Source organism: Chitinophaga nivalis, assembly GCF_025989125.1.
GTDB lineage: Bacteria > Bacteroidota > Bacteroidia > Chitinophagales > Chitinophagaceae > Chitinophaga > Chitinophaga nivalis.
Map to the genome: position 1 here is coordinate 1,609,857 of NZ_JAPDNR010000001.1, position 17,864 is coordinate 1,627,720.

The 17,864-nt window shown below is 47.2% G+C and carries 18 protein-coding genes; 17 read left to right on the plus strand and 1 reads right to left on the minus strand.

The window, feature by feature from the left end; translation table 11 throughout:
• Positions 1–6: 6 nt before the first annotated feature.
• Positions 7–861 (plus strand): DUF4249 domain-containing protein, encoded by an 855-nt coding sequence (locus OL444_RS06610; protein WP_264734014.1) that lies wholly within the window; start codon positions 7–9, stop codon positions 859–861.
• 16 nt (positions 862–877) lie between these two features.
• On the opposite strand, the gene OL444_RS06615 is transcribed toward OL444_RS06610, so the two are convergent.
• The gene (locus OL444_RS06615; RefSeq protein ID WP_264734013.1) at positions 878–1,135 is read right to left on the minus strand and encodes a hypothetical protein; all 258 of its coding nucleotides are present in this window, start codon (positions 1,133–1,135) and stop codon (positions 878–880) included.
• A gap of 484 nt (positions 1,136–1,619) precedes the next feature.
• Between OL444_RS06615 and OL444_RS06620 the strand changes: the two genes are divergently transcribed.
• The 16 genes from OL444_RS06620 (at position 1,620) to OL444_RS06695 (ending at position 17,840) form a co-directional block, all read left to right on the plus strand.
• Positions 1,620–2,465, plus strand: coding sequence for a heme/hemin ABC transporter substrate-binding protein (locus tag OL444_RS06620; protein WP_264734012.1), 846 nt, complete (start codon positions 1,620–1,622; stop codon positions 2,463–2,465).
• 21 nt (positions 2,466–2,486) lie between these two features.
• Positions 2,487–3,542: a FecCD family ABC transporter permease gene (locus OL444_RS06625; protein WP_264734011.1), complete on the plus strand. Its 1,056-nt coding sequence runs from the start codon at positions 2,487–2,489 to the stop codon at positions 3,540–3,542.
• Entirely contained in the window at positions 3,542–4,390 is an 849-nt protein-coding gene (locus OL444_RS06630; RefSeq protein ID WP_264734010.1) for a heme ABC transporter ATP-binding protein, read from the plus strand. The genes OL444_RS06625 and OL444_RS06630 overlap by 1 nt, the downstream gene beginning before the upstream one ends.
• Positions 4,365–5,390, plus strand: coding sequence for a hemin-degrading factor (locus tag OL444_RS06635; RefSeq protein ID WP_264734009.1), 1,026 nt, complete (start codon positions 4,365–4,367; stop codon positions 5,388–5,390). The genes OL444_RS06630 and OL444_RS06635 overlap by 26 nt, the downstream gene beginning before the upstream one ends.
• A gap of 207 nt (positions 5,391–5,597) precedes the next feature.
• The gene (locus OL444_RS06640) at positions 5,598–6,320 is read left to right on the plus strand and encodes an SGBP N-terminal domain-containing protein (protein ID WP_264734008.1); all 723 of its coding nucleotides are present in this window, start codon (positions 5,598–5,600) and stop codon (positions 6,318–6,320) included.
• A 72-nt stretch (positions 6,321–6,392) separates the two neighbouring features.
• Complete coding sequence (locus tag OL444_RS06645) at positions 6,393–7,055, plus strand: MerR family transcriptional regulator (protein ID WP_264734007.1); 663 nt, start codon at positions 6,393–6,395, stop codon at positions 7,053–7,055.
• 92 nt (positions 7,056–7,147) lie between these two features.
• Positions 7,148–8,071, plus strand: coding sequence for an SGBP N-terminal domain-containing protein (locus tag OL444_RS06650; RefSeq protein WP_264734006.1), 924 nt, complete (start codon positions 7,148–7,150; stop codon positions 8,069–8,071).
• A gap of 35 nt (positions 8,072–8,106) precedes the next feature.
• Positions 8,107–10,248 (plus strand): TonB-dependent receptor plug domain-containing protein, encoded by a 2,142-nt coding sequence (locus OL444_RS06655; RefSeq protein WP_264734005.1) that lies wholly within the window; start codon positions 8,107–8,109, stop codon positions 10,246–10,248.
• A gap of 5 nt (positions 10,249–10,253) precedes the next feature.
• A complete protein-coding gene (locus OL444_RS06660) occupies positions 10,254–10,955 on the plus strand; it encodes an HmuY family protein (RefSeq protein ID WP_264734004.1) in 702 nt (233 codons plus the stop codon).
• 30 nt (positions 10,956–10,985) lie between these two features.
• Complete coding sequence (locus OL444_RS06665; protein WP_264734003.1) at positions 10,986–11,768, plus strand: HmuY family protein; 783 nt, start codon at positions 10,986–10,988, stop codon at positions 11,766–11,768.
• Between the two features lie 308 nt (positions 11,769–12,076).
• On the plus strand, positions 12,077–12,418 hold the full coding sequence (locus OL444_RS06670) for a DUF6686 family protein (protein WP_264734002.1): 342 nt from the start codon (positions 12,077–12,079) through the stop codon (positions 12,416–12,418).
• Positions 12,419–12,742: 324 nt separating this feature from the next.
• Positions 12,743–13,969 carry a DcaP family trimeric outer membrane transporter gene (locus OL444_RS06675; RefSeq protein ID WP_264734001.1) on the plus strand — a complete coding sequence of 409 codons (1,227 nt, stop codon included), beginning with the start codon at positions 12,743–12,745 and terminating at the stop codon, positions 13,967–13,969.
• Between the two features lie 24 nt (positions 13,970–13,993).
• Positions 13,994–14,998: a glutaminase A gene (gene glsA, locus OL444_RS06680; protein ID WP_264734000.1), complete on the plus strand. Its 1,005-nt coding sequence runs from the start codon at positions 13,994–13,996 to the stop codon at positions 14,996–14,998.
• Positions 14,999–15,122: 124 nt separating this feature from the next.
• Positions 15,123–16,082, plus strand: a complete 960-nt coding sequence (locus OL444_RS06685) for a DnaJ C-terminal domain-containing protein (RefSeq protein WP_264733999.1) — start codon at positions 15,123–15,125, stop codon at positions 16,080–16,082.
• A complete protein-coding gene (locus tag OL444_RS06690; protein WP_264733998.1) occupies positions 16,075–16,422 on the plus strand; it encodes a hypothetical protein in 348 nt (115 codons plus the stop codon). The genes OL444_RS06685 and OL444_RS06690 overlap by 8 nt, the downstream gene beginning before the upstream one ends.
• The gene (locus tag OL444_RS06695; protein WP_264733997.1) at positions 16,419–17,840 is read left to right on the plus strand and encodes an MDR family MFS transporter; all 1,422 of its coding nucleotides are present in this window, start codon (positions 16,419–16,421) and stop codon (positions 17,838–17,840) included. The genes OL444_RS06690 and OL444_RS06695 overlap by 4 nt, the downstream gene beginning before the upstream one ends.
• The last annotated feature ends 24 nt before the right edge of the window (positions 17,841–17,864 follow it).

A 17,864-nucleotide genomic window follows, 5' to 3' on the forward strand; every position in this document is an offset into this window, starting at 1 on the left:
ACATCGATGAAGTCTGCTTTCGTATATGCGATAGGGTTGGTGCTGCTGATGAGCAGTTGTATAAAACGGGTCGATACGGCACTGCCGTATGAAGGAAATAAGCTGGTGATTAACAGTCTTATTCAACCCGATAGTGTCATTTATATACGTATTAACCGCAGTGTGGCAACGAGTATCTATGATGAAGCCATTTTCGGTGCGATGGTGAATGCGGACGTGGTATTGGAAGAAGACGGCAAAGCCCTTCCCACACCGCAGATCAGGCAGATCAAAGGCCAGCATTATTTTGTATCCGCTGAAAAAGCAGTGCTGGGTAAACAATATACCATACGGGCCTCCGCAGCCGGCATGCAGCCGGTTGCCGGTACAGATACCCTGCCGGTGGGGCCACAGGCTGGTATGCCGGGCGCCCAACGGAATAGTAACCGGGTTCGCTTTACCCTGAGTGATGATGTGCGTGGCAATAATTTTTATCGTGTCCGTGTTTTTGCCTGCGGCCCGGATATGAAACCGGATACGTTACGTTTGTTTCGCCTGGATCCTACTTTCAATAATAACCTGATCGAATTTTTTACCGGCTCCAGCTACAGCAGTCTGATTATGAGTGATGAACGTTTTAATGGAAAAACAGTCACCTTCGTACTGCAGACCGATGATCCCATTGTACATACCAGCTACATGATGGTGGAAGTAAGCACCCTGACCTATAATAGTTATAAGTATCTGCGCACCATTGCTTCCCAGATCACCACCGGCAACAGTATCATTATAGAACCGGTAAGGGTGTTTACAAACATTACGAATGGTTATGGTATTGTTGGTGGTATTAATACCCAAAGAATGACCTTTAAAGTAGAATAGGCTTGTTGTATAGTGGCTACAATGGTTCACCGGCTTCCCTCCCCTGAAGAATAAGATGCATGTCAATGGCCATATTGACCGCATGTTTCACAATCGCTGTTTCCAGCTGCCGGGCGTGCCGGGGTGTCAGCTGTTGTATATCCGGATAGTGTGTTTCCAATAGTTTTTTGGCGGCGGCTATCAGCCCGTCCTGCATGTCTACAACTCTCATTTGTTCCTGCATAGTTTCCTGATACAATGGCGAAACAGGGTCCAGTATTTCGTCCCAATCCATGGATGATATTTTTTTAATTGTCTCTTTAACACATAAAAAACCGATTTAGTTGCATGACGAACTAAATTTTCCCGATTTTCCTATAATTGTCATATTTTTTCCCGATTCGATCATTTGATTACATTTTTATGACGTAAGTTTGTGTCAGCAAAAAATTACTCCGCTACAATAATTGCATGATTCTGCCAGCAACCACTGTTGGAAGGACGTGTTTTTCATCAACTCATTTCAAGACTGTAATAACAAAAGACATTTGGTGTGCTTTTTAATGAACTGCATACCAGAAGGGATAACTATGCCCTTTTAGAATAACCTGCGGGAGCATGGCGGAGTAAAGATTGTTCCTGCGGGCCGATGGTTGCCCTATCCCGGGTGGGGCAACCATTCTATTCATCTGCCGGAAAGCTGTCATGGTATTGATTTTTCCCGGTTAGATGATGATCAGATTCAGATTATCTATTCCCACATTTTAAACAACATATTTATGTCATTCAAATTACGGTGCAGCACCGTGCTGTTTTTGCTATGCCTGCAGATAGGCGTTAGCGTTAGTACCTATGCACAGTCATCCTATAAAAGGATTGTGTCTTTAAACGGTACAGTAACAGAAATACTGTGTGACCTTGGTTTTCAGCAGCAGATTGTAGGCGTAGATGTAACCAGTATCTATCCGGCTGCTATGGAGAAAGTGCCCAAAGTGGGACATAACCGTAATATCAGTGCAGAGCCGGTATTGGCGTTGCAACCGGACCTGATTCTTTCTACCGCTAATTTTTTAAGCCCGGCAGTGATTGCCCAGTTTAAAAGTGTAGGCATCGCCAATGTAATTGTAGAACAGGATTATTCTGTAGCGGGAACCAAAAAACTGATCACCCAGATCGCTGCCGCACTGAATGTACCTGCCAAAGGTACCGCCTTGTGCAAGCAGATAGACCAGCAACAGGCAGCGCTGCACATTGCCAAACAAAATAAGAAAGTACTGTTCATATACGCGCGTGGCGCCGGTACCATGATGGTAGCAGGTGAAGGAACGCCGATGGACAAAATGATAACCCTGGCTGGTGCTGCCAATGCAGCCACCGGTTTCCATGATTTTAAGCCGTTAACGGCAGAAGCACTGGTAGCCGCTAATCCGGATGTAGTGCTGTTATTTGATATCGGATTGCAAAGCCTGGGCGGTGTAGATGGATTGCTGAAAGTGCCGGGTGTTGCACAAACCAATGCCGGTAAAAACCGGAAAGTAATTGTGATGGATGGCTTATTACTGTCGGGCTTCGGGCCACGGGTTATCCCCGCTATTAAAGAACTGTCGCAGAAGATCGGCGGATAATGCTTATTAACCTTGACGGATTTGAAACAACAATTGAAGAAAACAGGAACAGTGAGCTTACTCAGCATCGTATTGGTGCTGGTGGTATTGATTGCCACCGGTACCGGTGCGATGTATATCTCTCCCCTGCAGGTATTGGCCATCCTGTTGCATAAAATTGGTATAGCCGTTCCCGTTAGCTATGCACCTGCTATGGAGGGCGTACTATGGATGATCCGGTTGCCGCGGGTATTAATGGGCGTGCTCACGGGCGCCGGCCTGGCGGTGGCAGGGGCTGCCATGCAGGGATTATTCCGTAATCCAATGGCAGATCCCGGTCTGATTGGTATCAGCTCCGGTGCATCGTTGTCGGCGGTGGGTATGATTGTGTTTCAGCTGGCCATGCCAGCCTGGTTCAACAGCGGCTGGCTACATTATTACGCCCTCAATATCGCTGCTTTTGGCGGCGCATTTCTGGCGGCATATTTAATTATTCGTATAGCCCGTACCGATAGTGGTTCTTCTGTTACCATGATGCTGCTGGGCGGCATTGCCATCAATGCATTGTGTATGGCGCTGGTAGGATTGCTGACCTATTTATCTACCAACGAACAACTGCGCAGCATTGTATTCTGGACGATGGGAAGCCTGGGTGGCGCATCCTGGCAAACGTTAGGGGTAGCAGCGCCTTTTATATTGTTACCGGTACTGTTGCTGCCACGATTATCGGCTGCCCTGGATGTATTTGCGCTGGGGGAAAGAGAAGCGATGCACAGCGGGGTAAACGTACAACCGCTGAAAGTAAAATTGTTGTTACTGGCCACCATGGCGGTAGCAGCTGGTGTATCCGTAACAGGCATTATTGGTTTTGTAGGCCTGGTAGTACCGCATATTGTGCGGCAATTTACCGGACCGCGGTATGGTATATTGTTTCCATGTGCGGCGTTGGCAGGTGCTACTTTATTAACCATTGCCGACCTTTTTTGCCGGACAGTATTAGCACCGGCAGAGTTACCGGTGGGGATCGTGACCGCCATTATCGGCGCACCTTTCTTTATCTGGTTGATCATCAAAGAAAAAAGAACACTGATCGTATAATGTTAAGTATCCAGCAAGTTTCCTTGTCGTTCGGCAAACAGCCCATCCTGCATCAGATAAGCCTGGAGGCGGCGCCGGGAGAGCTGTGTGTATTAATGGGCGCGAATGGCGCCGGAAAATCCACGTTGTTGAAAACGATCGCGGGAGAATACACGCATTTTACCGGTGATATACAGCTCGGCGGGCAGTCCTTACAACAGTTGCCGGCTGCAGCGCAGGCCCGTTGCCGGGCCGTGTTGTCGCAAAAGATGCACCTGCAGCTGCCTTTCACCGTGGAAGAAATTGTACGCATGGGGCGTTATGTTTATCATGCTACGCCCGCCCTGGATAAAGCGATCATTGATTATGCCCTGCAGGTACTGCAGATAGCTGAATTGCGGGAACGCTCCTGGCTCACGTTGTCAGGAGGCCAGCAACAACGGGTACATATGGCCCGGGTACTGGCCCAGCTGCTGGAAACGCCGGATTTGCAAACGACAGATTATGCCGGGAAGAAAATGTTGCTGCTGGACGAACCGGTAACGGGAATGGATATACGACATCAGCAACTGGCATTACAGCTGGCGCAGGAACTTACCCGAAAAGGGGTACTGGTGATAGCCGTACTGCATGATTTTCAGCTGGCGGCAGCCTATGCAGATAAACTTGTCCTGTTGCACCGGGGCGGTATCTATGCGGCCGGTAGGCCGGCTGAAGTATTAACTGCGGCGCATATACGCCACTGCTTTGATATTGATACACAGGTGCTCACTCATCCATCCTGTAGTTACCCATTGATTATTACTACTACTCATCATCTCCCATCAAAAAAAATATTAGCAAATGGAAACAATCATCTCCTCTCTTAAATCACAATGGCTGGCATTCAAACAGGAACAGCCCAAAGTACGTATCCGGGATGCTGCCCGTACCCTGCAGGTAAGTGAAGCACAGCTGGTGGCTGCCTGTACGGGGCCGCTGGTAAAGCACCTGCGTAGCGATTACCGGGAGCTGCTGTTACAATTGCCTTCGCTGGGTCGCATCATGGTGCTTACCCGTAATGAAAGCTGCGTGATAGAACGGAAAGGTATTGCCGAAGAAGTAAGCACCGAAAATAAACATGTAGGGCTGATACTGGGGAAGGATATTGATTTGCGCATGTTCCTGCAGAAATGGGTATTTGGTTTTGCCGTAGCTGATGATGAAACAACCGGCTTTAAAAGATCCCTGCAGGTATTTGATGCTGCCGGAGAAGCCGTGATCAAAATATATGCACAGCCGGAAACTGACCTGGCTGCCTGGGATGCTTTAGTGGCCACCTATACTGCTGCTGAACAGCCGGAAAATATAACCGTTACCGTGAGTGCACCGCCGCCACCGAATGCCACAAACATCGACAAGGAAAAATTCCTCGCAGACTGGGGTGCACTGAAAGATACCCACGATTTTTATCCGATGCTCATGAAATACCGGGCGGGCCGTTTACAGGCGCTGGAAATTGCTGCGGGTACTTTCTCCCGGCAGGTGAGCAATGAGAGCGTGAAAAGTATCTTACAGCAGGCTGCTGCTTCCGGATTGGAAATTATGGTGTTTGTAGGCAATCCGGGAAATATACAGATACATACCGGTGCGGTAAAGAATATCCTGGAAATTCCCGGATGGATCAATGTAATGGATCCTGATTTTAACCTGCACCTGAAAACCACGGATGTTGCGCAGTGCTGGGTGGTAGATAAGCCAGGAGAAGGCGGTGTTACTTCTCTTGAAGTATTTGATGCAGCTGGTGAAATGATTGTACAGTTTTTCGGAAAGCGTAAACCGGGTATTCCTGAGCTGCCGGAGTGGCGTAATTTATTGAAACAGTTATAGTTAACAGGTCTGCATTATTTTTTCCGGATTCGATCTGTATTTTAATTCCGGCGCTGCTATTTTTGCCTTGCAATTTTAAAGAACTCCGCCCGCAGACTATACCCAATAAAAACAAATAACTTATTAACGTCAGTTATTGACAACAGCGCCGCTTCCGGGCGGAGGCAAGGCATGTTATGCATATAACTATAACGAATATACGAAAATATGAGGCCTCTTTATGTAGCTATTCAACCAATACTGGCAGTTGCTTTTTGTATACTGGTATTGGGCGCCTGTAAAAAGACAACGGACGCTCCTGCCCTGCCGGAAAACCGTATCCTGGAGTTTGCAGTCACCAACGTACAGGACGGTCCCTTATTGGGAGCAGTGAATGATAAAAATGCCACCATTACGTTATATGTTCCTTATTATTCCGGTCTACTTTCTTTGTTGCCGGAAATAAAAGTACCGGCAGGTGCTACGGTTACACCGGCCAGCAACACCCTGGTAGAAAACTGGCCGCTGAAAGCAGCCATGGACAGTGCTATTACCTATACCGTACGTGCCAAAGACGGTAGTTCCTATACCTATCAACTGATTATCAACGGGCAGCAACCGGATATACAGGCTAATGAATTTTCAGAGAAATCAGATGCGCCGGTGGTACTGACCCATTATCCCAAACAGGAAAATGTAGTAGTGACTATTCAGGGCGATAACCTGATCCCGAATGCCAAAGTTACTTTTGTCACCCTCGTCAATGAAGCAGGGAAAGGTTATCCGTTGACTACCCTCACCAATGCGCCTTTGGGTTTTACTACTTTTTCCGGAGCCATTCCACCAGATCCGGCAGCATTGCCATCCGGTAAATACAGTATCCGTGTCACCTCTTTCAGTAAAACAGTGAAACTGAAAAACCCTGTGATCATTCAACAGATAACCAGATAATGTTCATCCAAAATGTCTGTGACGGCTTGTAACCTTAACAGCAATTCATCATATCATAAACTCCTTGAAAACATGACTTATTTACTCAGAAAAATAGCAGCTGTCGCATTGATTGCCATGATAGCCACTTCCTGTCAGAAAGAGAATGCCGTACAACCACTGGACGGAACCGCTTCCAACGCCCTGGCGCAAGGTCAGGTTGCTAAAAATGGTTCCCTGCTGGCACGTGCCATTGGTGTAGGTGATATCGCACAGGTTAGAAACCTGAAAAGCGATAGCATCATTCCACCGGCATCTCCGGCTCCTTTTTACTACAGCCTGAGCACCGAATCAAAAGTATCAGCCGTGAGCGCCTCCCGTGCCCTGTTGCTGAACGGATATTTTAATGCGGATGTGAATGGAGTGAACGGTTTTACCCTGGGATATATTGATGCAGCTACCTTAGCGTATGGCAGCATCACTGCTGCAAACGCAGTAGCTAACCTCACAGCGGCGCCAAACAATAAACTGGGTTATAATTCAGCCACAGCAGGTTGGTATAACTATTTCTTCAACGATAATCACAAAGTATTACCAGTTGTGGGCAGAACATTGATTGCCTACAAAGTTTCCGGTGCTACTGTCACTGAAATCTATAAAATTAAAATGCTGAGCATTTATAAAGATATGCCGGCTAACCCGACAGGAACGGAGCCAATCCCTTATCTGTCATTTGATTACCAGCGCCTGCAATAAAAAAAGTACCGGCACTTGTAATGTGTGCGCACCCTCGGAAAGTGCAACATAAAACAGGCCGGTACAGGCATTTTGGATAAAATTACTATACAATGAACATATTCAGAAAATATATTCTTCCGTGCGCAGCTGTTCTATTCCTGACAGCTGCCTTTTTACTACAGGCCTGTACGAAAGAAACAGCAAAATTACCTTATACGCAGCTGGAATCATTTACGATTGCCGATGCTGCCGGTAAGCCGCTGTCGGCAGCCATCACGGGCCAGGATATTGTTATCTACTGGCCTTATGAGCAGACGATGCCGGCTACTATTACCCCGCAGCTGACGGTGACGGATAAAGCCACAGTGGCCCCGGCTTCCGGTGTAGCTGTACCCTTTGTTGCCGGTACTTCCTTTACGGTTACCGCCGAAAACGGAACAACCACGCAATATCATCTTAAAATAGTCTCCAGTCAGCCACAACCTGTTATCAATCTGCCAGCCGGCAGCTTTATCAATACTTTCCCTGGCAGTCCCGGCCGCCTCAGCGCCTATTACCTGCTGCCTGACGCTGTACGTACGAAGTTGTCTTTCATCAGTACCAAAGGAGATAAGATTCCTTTAAGAATAGATTCTATCCGCAGAGACATGGTATACTATACTACACCTGCTACCCTGGACACAGGTATGTATAAGCTGATGGTACAATCAGGCAACCATACCGTTAACCCGGCTACGATGTTTTTATATATGGGAGAAGCACCTGAACTAGACACTTACGGCGACCTGCGTATAAAGAAAGGACAAACCTTTACGCTGAAAGGACAACGTATTAAAACCATTAAAACCGCACAATTGCTGGCAAACGGTGACCTGGGGCCTTCCCTGGAAGTAGTAGGATCTACTGCTACCACCGTAACCCTGCGTGTACCGGATAATATGCCAGCAGGTACCTACGATGGTATTTTCCTGGGATACCGGTTTTATTTGATTGAAGATGTATTCGGGGCGGAAAGTCCGATTGTAGTAGAGTGAAATTGATTTTAACAAAAGCCCGAAATATTTAAATAATGCGTATCGATCAACTTTTATTCACCTGTTTATTGTGTATGGGGAGTTTCCCGGCACTGGCACAGCAGGATAGCAGCCACGTACCCCGCAACCTGAAAGGGGTAGAGGTGACTGCGGCCAGAACGGAAACGGAAAGCCTGGTGAATAAAGCGGCTATGCCGGTAACGGTTATCAGCCGTAAAACGATTGCCATGATGGGAAGCCGCCGCCTGGATGAAGTGCTGCGTGAACAAACCGGCCTGGCTATCGTCAACGACATCAAAGGTGGTGGAAGAGCAGTGGGACTGCAGATGCAGGGATTCAGTTCTGCCTACACCATGATCCTGATAGACGGACAACCCATGGTAGGGCGGAATGCCGGCGATTTTGACCTTTCCCGTATAACCGTTTCCGATATAGAACGGATTGAAATTATTAAAGGCGCTTCTTCCAGTCTGTTTGGAAGTGAAGCACTGGCAGGTGTCATTAATATTATTACCCGTCAGGGCATCAAAACGCCGCAGGCGCTGGCAGCGATCCGGTATGGTTCCCTGAATAATACGGATGCTACCCTGGAAGGGGAAACGCCTATCCATAAAGGGAAAGGATCTGCCTACCTGTCTGCCAACTATTATCATACAGATGGTTTCAGTGTAAACCCCTATCTCACCCGGGGAACCACTGCACCACCCTACAATAGCTTTTCTTTGCAAGGCCGCGCCAGATACGCCATCAGCCCGGCCAGTACATTGAGTCTCACCGGGCGTTATGCGGATCGCCGTTCCGTGACAGAAAACAGTTATGGAAAAGGCGCTACCCATACCAGCAAAGATGTACTGAAAGAAGGAGACATGAATATTTCGGTACTCCTGCACAACAACTTCAAAGGCGGTACCCGCCTCAGTACCCAATACTATCTGACCAGGTATACTTCTGATCAGCAAACTACCCTGCCGGATGCGGGAGGCGTGGTAAACAGCCAGAGCATTTTTACCCAGTACCTGCACCGGGCAGAAGTACGGGCCGCACGGGAACTGGGCCGCCAATGGTCGCTGACAGCCGGCGCCGGCGCTACTTTGGAAACCATGAATAACGTGAACTACCGGGAAGCAGGTAATATGAACGGGCTGTTTGCCTATACACAGGCCGACTGGAAGCCACACGAAAAATTCAATGCACTGGCAGGCCTGCGGTATGACCACCACAATACTTACGGCGGCCGCTTAAATCCCAGCGCCGGACTGCGCTACTCCCCTTTGCCGCAGTTAACACTGAAAGCCTCACTGGGTACCGGGTTCAAAACACCGGATTTTAAAGAACGCTACCAGGTATTCACCAACCTGCAACAAGGATATACCGTACTGGGCGCCGCTGTAATGGAAGACGCCCTGAAAGAAATGCAGGCCAGCGGACAAATCAGCGAAATAAGACCTGTGGCAGACCGGATCGGCAAAAACCTGCAACCAGAAACTTCCGTCTCTTATAACGTAGGCGTCACCGTTAGTCTTCCTGCCAATATTAAGCTGGATGTAAATGCATTTTATCACGATGTTCATAACCTGATCAACACCATACAGGTGGCTACCAAAACCAATTACCAGCAGGTATTTTCCTATATGAACCTGAATCGTTCCTATATGAAAGGACTGGAAGCCAGTTTGCTGTGGAAACCGTTTACAGGTATGGATGTGAGTATCGGATATCAGCTGTTGTATGCCAAGGACCGCGGTGTGATTGATTCCATTAATGCCGGCGCCTATCCTTACAGAACCGTGCGCAATAACAATACCGGTGAATCCGGAAAAGCAGTAGCGTCCGATTACTTCGGTCTCGAAAACCGTTCCCGGCATATGTTGAACCTGCGGGTGTTTTATGAATATGAACCCCTGGGTATTACGGCCAGCTGCCGGGTGAACTACCGCGGTAAATATGGTTTTGATGATGCCAATGGAAACCGGTTCATTGATAAGTATGATACCTATGTGGAAGGCTACTATCTTTTGTATGCCTCCCTCGAAAAAAAATTATTCAACAAACATTTATCCATACAGGTGACAGCTGATAACCTGTTGAACTATACAGATATGCTGATGCCTGCGCAACCTGGCCGTATTATTATGGGTGGGCTTACCTGGCGTTTTTTTAAAGACATTAAAAAATAATCACCATGCGTTTAAATTATGGCATTATCGTGTTGCTGCTGGCAGGTATGACTGCCTGTAAAAAAGACAATAACGAAGTTAAAAATACACGTTCCTACGAAGATGGTAAGAGTACGGTCATCTATGATATGGCCGGCGATACCCGTGCTTCTGTAGGCGGGGGCATCGACGACAAGGAGAAAAGACCTTTCAAGCCTTTTCTGTTCAGTTTTAAAACCGGTAAACAATCATGGGATACTTCGGCGGCCAACCTGAAAAGCAACAGCTGGGATGTGGCTTTTACGGAGTTGTATAATGCCATGGTAGTGGTCAATAATGGCAAAAACAGCAAGAGCCCCGGTAATGGTGGCAATGGTGTAGGTGAAATCGTTTTTTATGACCAGCCTTATGCCACTTTAACCACAGCACCGGACGATGAATATTTCAAGGCCCACAATATGGTGAGTACAGGCTGGGATGGTTATCCGTTGCCTTCGAACCGGGGCTGGTACTTTTATAGTTTAACCACGCACCTGGCCCGCCCTATCCCCAACCGCACTTTTGTAATACGCACCGCAGATGGGCAGTTTGCCAAACTGGAACTGATCAGCATGTACAAAGGCAATCCGCCTACGGTAACAGACCTGTTATGGCCGGCGCCTTATTTTACTTTCCGCTATTTTCTGCAGACCGATGGCAGCAGAAACCTGACAACACCGAACAATTAACCGATCAATCACGCAATAAAAATATCAGATATGAAATGCAGTTTTCCATTAGCCGTTGCCGTTATCATGATGCTGGCGGCCTGCTCGAAAGGGAGTGATGATAAGCCGGAACCGACACCTCCTCCTGTTCCTGCCGGTGAAAATGTAAAAACAGGGGTATATACGATTAACAATATGATGGCGGATACGGCGGCCAATTCTGCCGGCAGCGCTACCACTATTTATTTCAGCCTGGAGCAAAACCGTATCGTACCGGCTTCACAGGCACAAACCAATAACTGGGATGTTGCCTTTACCGGTATCTATAACAGCAGTATTGCGCCTAATAATGGAAAAGCAGCCAATAGCCCAGGCTTTGGCGGACCTGGTAAAGGAGCGGTATACCTGGTACTGGACAACACAATAGAACCGAAATTTTTTGATGCGGCCAACAATAAGCCTACTTCCCTGCCGGTGGCACAAAGCCTGTTTGGTGCTTCTTTCAGCAATATTACTTCGGTAGCCGTCAAAGACGAAGAAATGGTCACCAATGATTACATTGGTCTGGATCACTTTATGGGTACGGGTAATGGGTATGCTTTTTATGATTTCAGCGGCGCGTTGTTTCCGGGCAATCCTAAAAAATCCCATATCGTTTATACTTTTCCCCGCACGGTTATTGTGAAAACAGCGAAAGGTAATTTTGCCAAACTGCAGATAACAAGTGTGTACAAGGATAGTCCGGCAGATCCTACCAGAGATAATAAAACAGGTTATATCAGTTTCCGTTATGCCATACAAATGAATGGTTCCCGGGACCTGAATATCAAATAAAAAATCAATACCATCCATCGCATAAAAGGCGGTAATCGGCTATGACAGGCTGGTTGCCGCTTTTTCAGGTATATATGGCTGTATTCCTAACTATAATGTTTCCCTTTTGCGTAAGTCGTTTTCCTGATTTGATCCACCCGGCAATATTCCACCCTTTACATTTGCAATATGTATTTGATACCCCGGAGTAATTTTGCTATACATGATGCATCTGTTGTTTGTACCACCATTATTACAGTAAAAGAGTGATGAAATAAGTCCTGACAGCGGCCATTCCAATGGCCGCTGGAGGCACAAACCCATTGACTATGTGTAATTACCAGACTTTATACCATGGTACTGCCGGATATGTGATTCGTTGTCCTCATTGTAAAGGAGTACAGCTCGCATTTGGTACCACCGTTGTTAACCTGACGGGTGCGGAGTTTGTTTGCTTTGCGGAGATGGTGTCCCGTCTTGCAGAAGAGAAGACCTTTGAACAGGCCGGCAATGAAAAAATGATTTGTTTGCCATTACCTGCAGACCACGTAATGATGTTACTGACACCTGCAGAAGTGTCCAGGCTGGCGGATATTACCGCAGAGGTACATGGATTGTTGTCCGTCTACGAAATCCTGGATGCACCTTCCCAATATATGGAAGAGGATTGATCCCTGAACTGTTTTTTTGCTGTTGGCAACGGGAGTATCCTCCTGTTGGATGACGCTATTTTTCTACTGTGAGTGTTCCTCAGGTGGGAGTTGGTATGTCTTTTACTGCTGCCTGTAGGTAGAGATGCGATATCCGGTGTGACCGGGTATCGCGTCTTGTTTTTGGGGGTAGCTGTTTTTGCGGTGACCATATGTGGTCCCCGTTGGGGGATAATTGTCTGAACAAATACAGCGCTGGTCTGTTATACGTTACGGATGTTCGTAGGGGAATATCCGCAGGTATCACCAAATGCAGTACGACTTTTCCATTATAAACCACCTCATGTGAAAACCAATATTATCTTTCCGCTGCTGGCTGGAAAGCGTATAGTCTTATGCGTTATATTGATGATCAGCATGCATGTCTATGCGCAGCGTGATACAATAGAGCATGGTAAAGGGCTGACCCGTAACCTCCTGGAAGGTGGCCGTTATAATGGGTTTCTGTTTACCGATGTGAAAGGAATCCGGTTGCAGTTCAATGGCTATGTACAGGCCGATTTTATACATGATTTTATGGAGATAGAGAACCAGCATGCGTTTCAGCCATCTACCATTCCGGTACCCTCCACCACCGATGGCAATACCGCTTTCTCTATCCGTCAGTCGCGGTTTTCATTCAGTGCCTACGGGCAGCCTGATAAAAAAGGGCGTGCCCTGAAAGCCGTGCTGGAGTTTGATCTGTGGGGAAGTACCAGTGGCGCGCCCCGGCTGAGGCATGCGTATATTCAGCATGGTAAATGGACGTTTGGGCAATACTGGAGCAATTTTATGGATGCCGATAACTGGCCTAATATCCTGGATTACTGGGGCCCGAATTCCTATGTCTGGATACGACAGGCACAGCTGCGGTTTACCCAGCAGTTGAAAGACTCTTTTTCCTTTTCCGTAGCGGTGGAACAACCAGGGGCAGATATTAATATTCCGGCTACCTGGAAAGTCCGCACTTTTTATCCGGATGTTTCTGTCGCCTTTCAGAAAAATTTCGGAGAAGATGCCCGCAGTCATATCCGGGTATCGGGCTTGTTTCATCCGTTGGAGTATCGTAACGGTGAGCAGGAAAAACGGCGGGGTATCGGTGGCGCGTTTAATTTCTCCGGAAGTATTACTTTGCAGGGCGATAATGCGGTTAAGTTTCAGTTTGCCTATGGCAATGGCTTTGCCAAATACAGTGAAGACCTGGGTGGACAAGGATTGGATGGTTATGCCGCCATAGACGACAAAAGATTGCGGCAGATCAGTATGCTGGCCACCTGGCTGTATTACGACCATTTCTGGTCGGAGAGCCTGGGCTCAACCATCGGATGGGGTTATCTGAATCTTGATACGGATAAGCTGAACCTGCCGGTCACCTTGCTGAAAGCCACGCATTATAGCTCGTTGAGTATGACTTATTATTTTACAGGCTTTTTCAAGATAGGCGGAGAGGTATTGTACGGAATAAGGAAAAATTCAGATTATAAAACAGGAGATGATATACGGGCACAATTCAGTGCTTTCTTCAAATTCTGATCATCCACATAAAAGTAAAATAATATGAAAAGGATCGTTACCATACTGCTTGTACTGTTATCAGGCGTTGTCACAGGATACGCCCAGCAACGGGAGAAAACGGTCGATTACCAGGCGGTGATCAAAGAAGCATTTGAGTTGTATAAAGATGATAAGAGCGGAAAAAATGCAGACTATATTCCTTTCCTGGCAGCAGTAAATCCGGATATGTACGGTATTGTACTGGCTACCAAAGACGGGAAAATCTACGAGATCGGAGAAACCAAATATGAATTCGGTATTGAATCCATAGAAAAAGTATTCACACTTTGTATGGCCATGGAGCTTTTCGGCGATAGTGTGATCCTGGAAAAAATCGGCGCCGATCAGACCGGACAAGCTTTTAACTCGATACCCGCCATCGAAATGGCCGGCCGGAAACCTGCCAATCCGATGGTGAATGCCGGTGCAATGGCTACTACCAGTTTAATCACAGGTTATTATGGTAAAGCCACGATGTGGGAGAAGATAGATGCCTATTTTGATAAGCTGGCGGGGAGAGACCTGAAAGTGCTGGATGAGCTGTATCAATCAGAAGCGGCTACAAATGTACATAACCAGGCCATCGCCTTGTTGCTGAAATCCTATGGCTATATGTATGATGATCCGCTGGTAGCCTGCGACGTGTATACGAAACAGTGTTCCTATGGCGTCAATACCCGCGATCTGGCCGTGATGGCGGCTGTACTGGCCAATGGCGGTGTTAACCCGCTAACAAAGGAAAGACTGGTGAAAGAAAAGTATGTACCGAAAGTATTGGCTATTATGGGCACGACCGGTTTGTATGAAACCACCGGTACCTGGATGTTTAATGTAGGTTTACCCAGCAAGAGCGGCGTGGGCGGCGGTATTATTTCGGTGGTGCCGGGAAAATATGCGATCGCAGTTTTCGCGCCGCCATTGGATAAAGCCGGTAACAGTGTAAAAGCACAGAAAGCGATCGGGTATATTGCAGAGAAGCTGCAGGCGAATGTGTACCTGGGCAAATAAACAGGCTGTTTCAGTACAGCATCATGGTGAATAGTATATGGTTGTTTCCGTTACTGTTCACCATTTTTTAAATATAGGATTCCCGGGTAATTCGTAAATTCATAAAACAAGTGCTAACCTTAACATGTTTAGAGATATGGATGTAAAAGATTACTACAGGATATTAGGGGTAGACAAAGCAGCAACAGCAGAACAAATCAAGAAAGCCTACCGTAAACTCGCCGTAAAGTATCATCCCGATAAGAATCCCGGGGATAAAGCCGCAGAAGATAAATTCAAAGAAATCAACGAAGCATATGAAGTATTGAGTGATGCAGAGAAGCGGAAAAAATATGATCAGTTTGGGGAGAATTATAAGTATTATGAACAGCATGGCGGCCGGCCGGAGGATTTTGACTGGTCGAAGTATGGAGGTAGCCGGCAGGGACAATCCTATTCCTATCAGGGGAATATGGAAGATATGTTTGGCGGTGAAGGCGGTGAGCAATTTTCTGATTTCTTTGAACAGCTGTTTGGCAGCCGTTTTTCGGGCAGTCAGCGCCGGCAGCAGCAAAAGCCGGGTCGTGGCCGCGATATACAGGCTACCATGGAAGTATCGCTGGAAGATGCCTACAGTGGCGCTACCCGCCAGGTAGAAGTAAACGGCAGCCGGCTCAATATCAAACTCAAACCTGGCTTATCTGAAGGGCAGGTAATCCGCTTAAAAGGCCAGGGCAGCCCGGGGCGTAAAGGTGGTGAAAACGGCGACCTGTTAATTACCATTCAACTGAGCGCACATCCGCAATATGAATTAAGGGGACAGGACATTTATACCAATGTGGCTGTACCGTTGTACACCGCAGTATTGGGCGGTAAATTGCACATACCTACCCCGGGTACGGCACTCAATATGAATATTCCTGCGGGTACCGACAGTGGCAAAATATTCCGGTTAAAAGGTAAAGGCATGCCGGCCTATGATAACAAAGGAGAAGCCGGCGACCTGTATCTGAAATCGATCGTTCATATACCCACCCAACTTTCTGACAAGGAAAAAGAATTGTTTCAGCAACTTTCACAACTAAACGAGAATGGTCATGCTTAAACTTTTTGATTATCTGGAAGAGGTAATGGCAACGGAAAAAATTTCCCAGTTGAAAAACCCGCCGTTACTGTATACTGCCAGCGAGATTATGCAGGAGTTAGGCTATGTGGATAAAGGGATGGAACAGGAACCACTGGACAGAGCCATGCATGCCTGCGCAGCACTGCAGATTCCAGTGGATTTTAATTTCAGAAAAATTTATTGCTTCAAAGATGGCGAGCTGGTAACAGACTGGCAATTGTCTGAACTGGCTACCTATTTGTTTATGATTAACTGCAATCCGCTGAATCCTTTTGTAGCCAAGGCACAGCTGATATTTATGATGAAAGACAGGGTATGAGAGATATTAACAGAACGGGTATTCTCATGGTGGTGATTATGGGAACTACCATGGCGGGTATAGATTCCAGCATTGTTAATATATCCCTGCCCGTTATGAGCAAGCAGTTTAACTGTACGCTCGATGAAATAGAGTGGGTAATTACCGTATACATGCTCAGCTTTTCGGTACTGATGCCCCTGACGAGCTGGCTGAAAAACCGGATCGGATTTTTTAATCTGTATATCGGCGCCATTTCCCTGTTTACCATCGGATCATTGTTGTGTGCATTATCCACCAATCTGGAGTCATTGTTGACGGCCCGCGTTATTCAGGCATTAGGTGGCGGTGCAATGGCGCCTACTTCCATGGCCATCATTTCCTATATTTTTCCAGCCAGGGTGCGGGGCGCCGTATTGGGATGGTGGGGACTGGGCAACCTGGTAGGGCCGGCACTGGGCCCCACACTGGGCGGTATTCTGACAGAGAAATTCGGCTGGCCATCTATCTTTTATATCAATCTCCCGATTGGTATCCTCACGGTGGTGCTGGCATTTAAATACCTGGATGTATTGCGTAAACAGCCTAAGCTAAAGCTGCCATTTGATTTACCGGGATTCATACTGCTGACTATTTTCCTCGTGTGTTTACAATATGGGGTTGCCAAAGCAGAAGTAGCAGGTATTGGTTCGCCGGCTATCCTGGCCACATTGGGAGTAGCGGTGGTGGCGTTGATGGCGTTTATATGGCTGGATCGTAACAAAACCACGGCTATTATTGACCTGGGATTATTTACCAACTATGCTTTCGTTAGTTGTATTCTCGTAACGATTTCCCGTTCGGCGGCGTTGTATGGTGGCTTGTTCCTGATGCCTTTTTTGTTACAGGAGCAAATGGGCTTTTCGGAAGGAATGTCGGGACTACTGATTTTGCCCAATGCCGTTTTTATGGCTGCCCTGATGCCTTTTGCCGGAAAATGGTCGGATAAGCATGGTTCCCGGGAGATTTCCATGTGTGGTCTTTTTTTGCTGGCGGTATCCATGTATCTTTTTTCCATACTGGACAAAGGCAGCAGTATTAGCATGGTGATATTGTCTATGACCGTCAGGGGATTGGGCATGGGGCTGTTGCTGGCGCCGCTCAATGCTGCTACGTTGAGTGCCGTACGTCCGGAAGAAGTAACCATGGCGTCTTCTATCAGTACGCTGATGCAACAGGTAGGCGGTGCTATCGGAATTGCGGTGCTGGCCATTATTACGCAGGCCTCTTTTAATCAACACATCCTTGCCGGTGCTTCCAATCATTACGCGCATCACCTCGCATTAAAACACGGGTTTCATATTTCATTGATTATATTGCTGGTAACACTTATTCCCGCATGGTTTTTGCCACGCAGCAATGTGGTGCTGAAAAACAGTGATGCACATATTGATACCTGACCGGTTTTTCCTGAACCGGGTAAT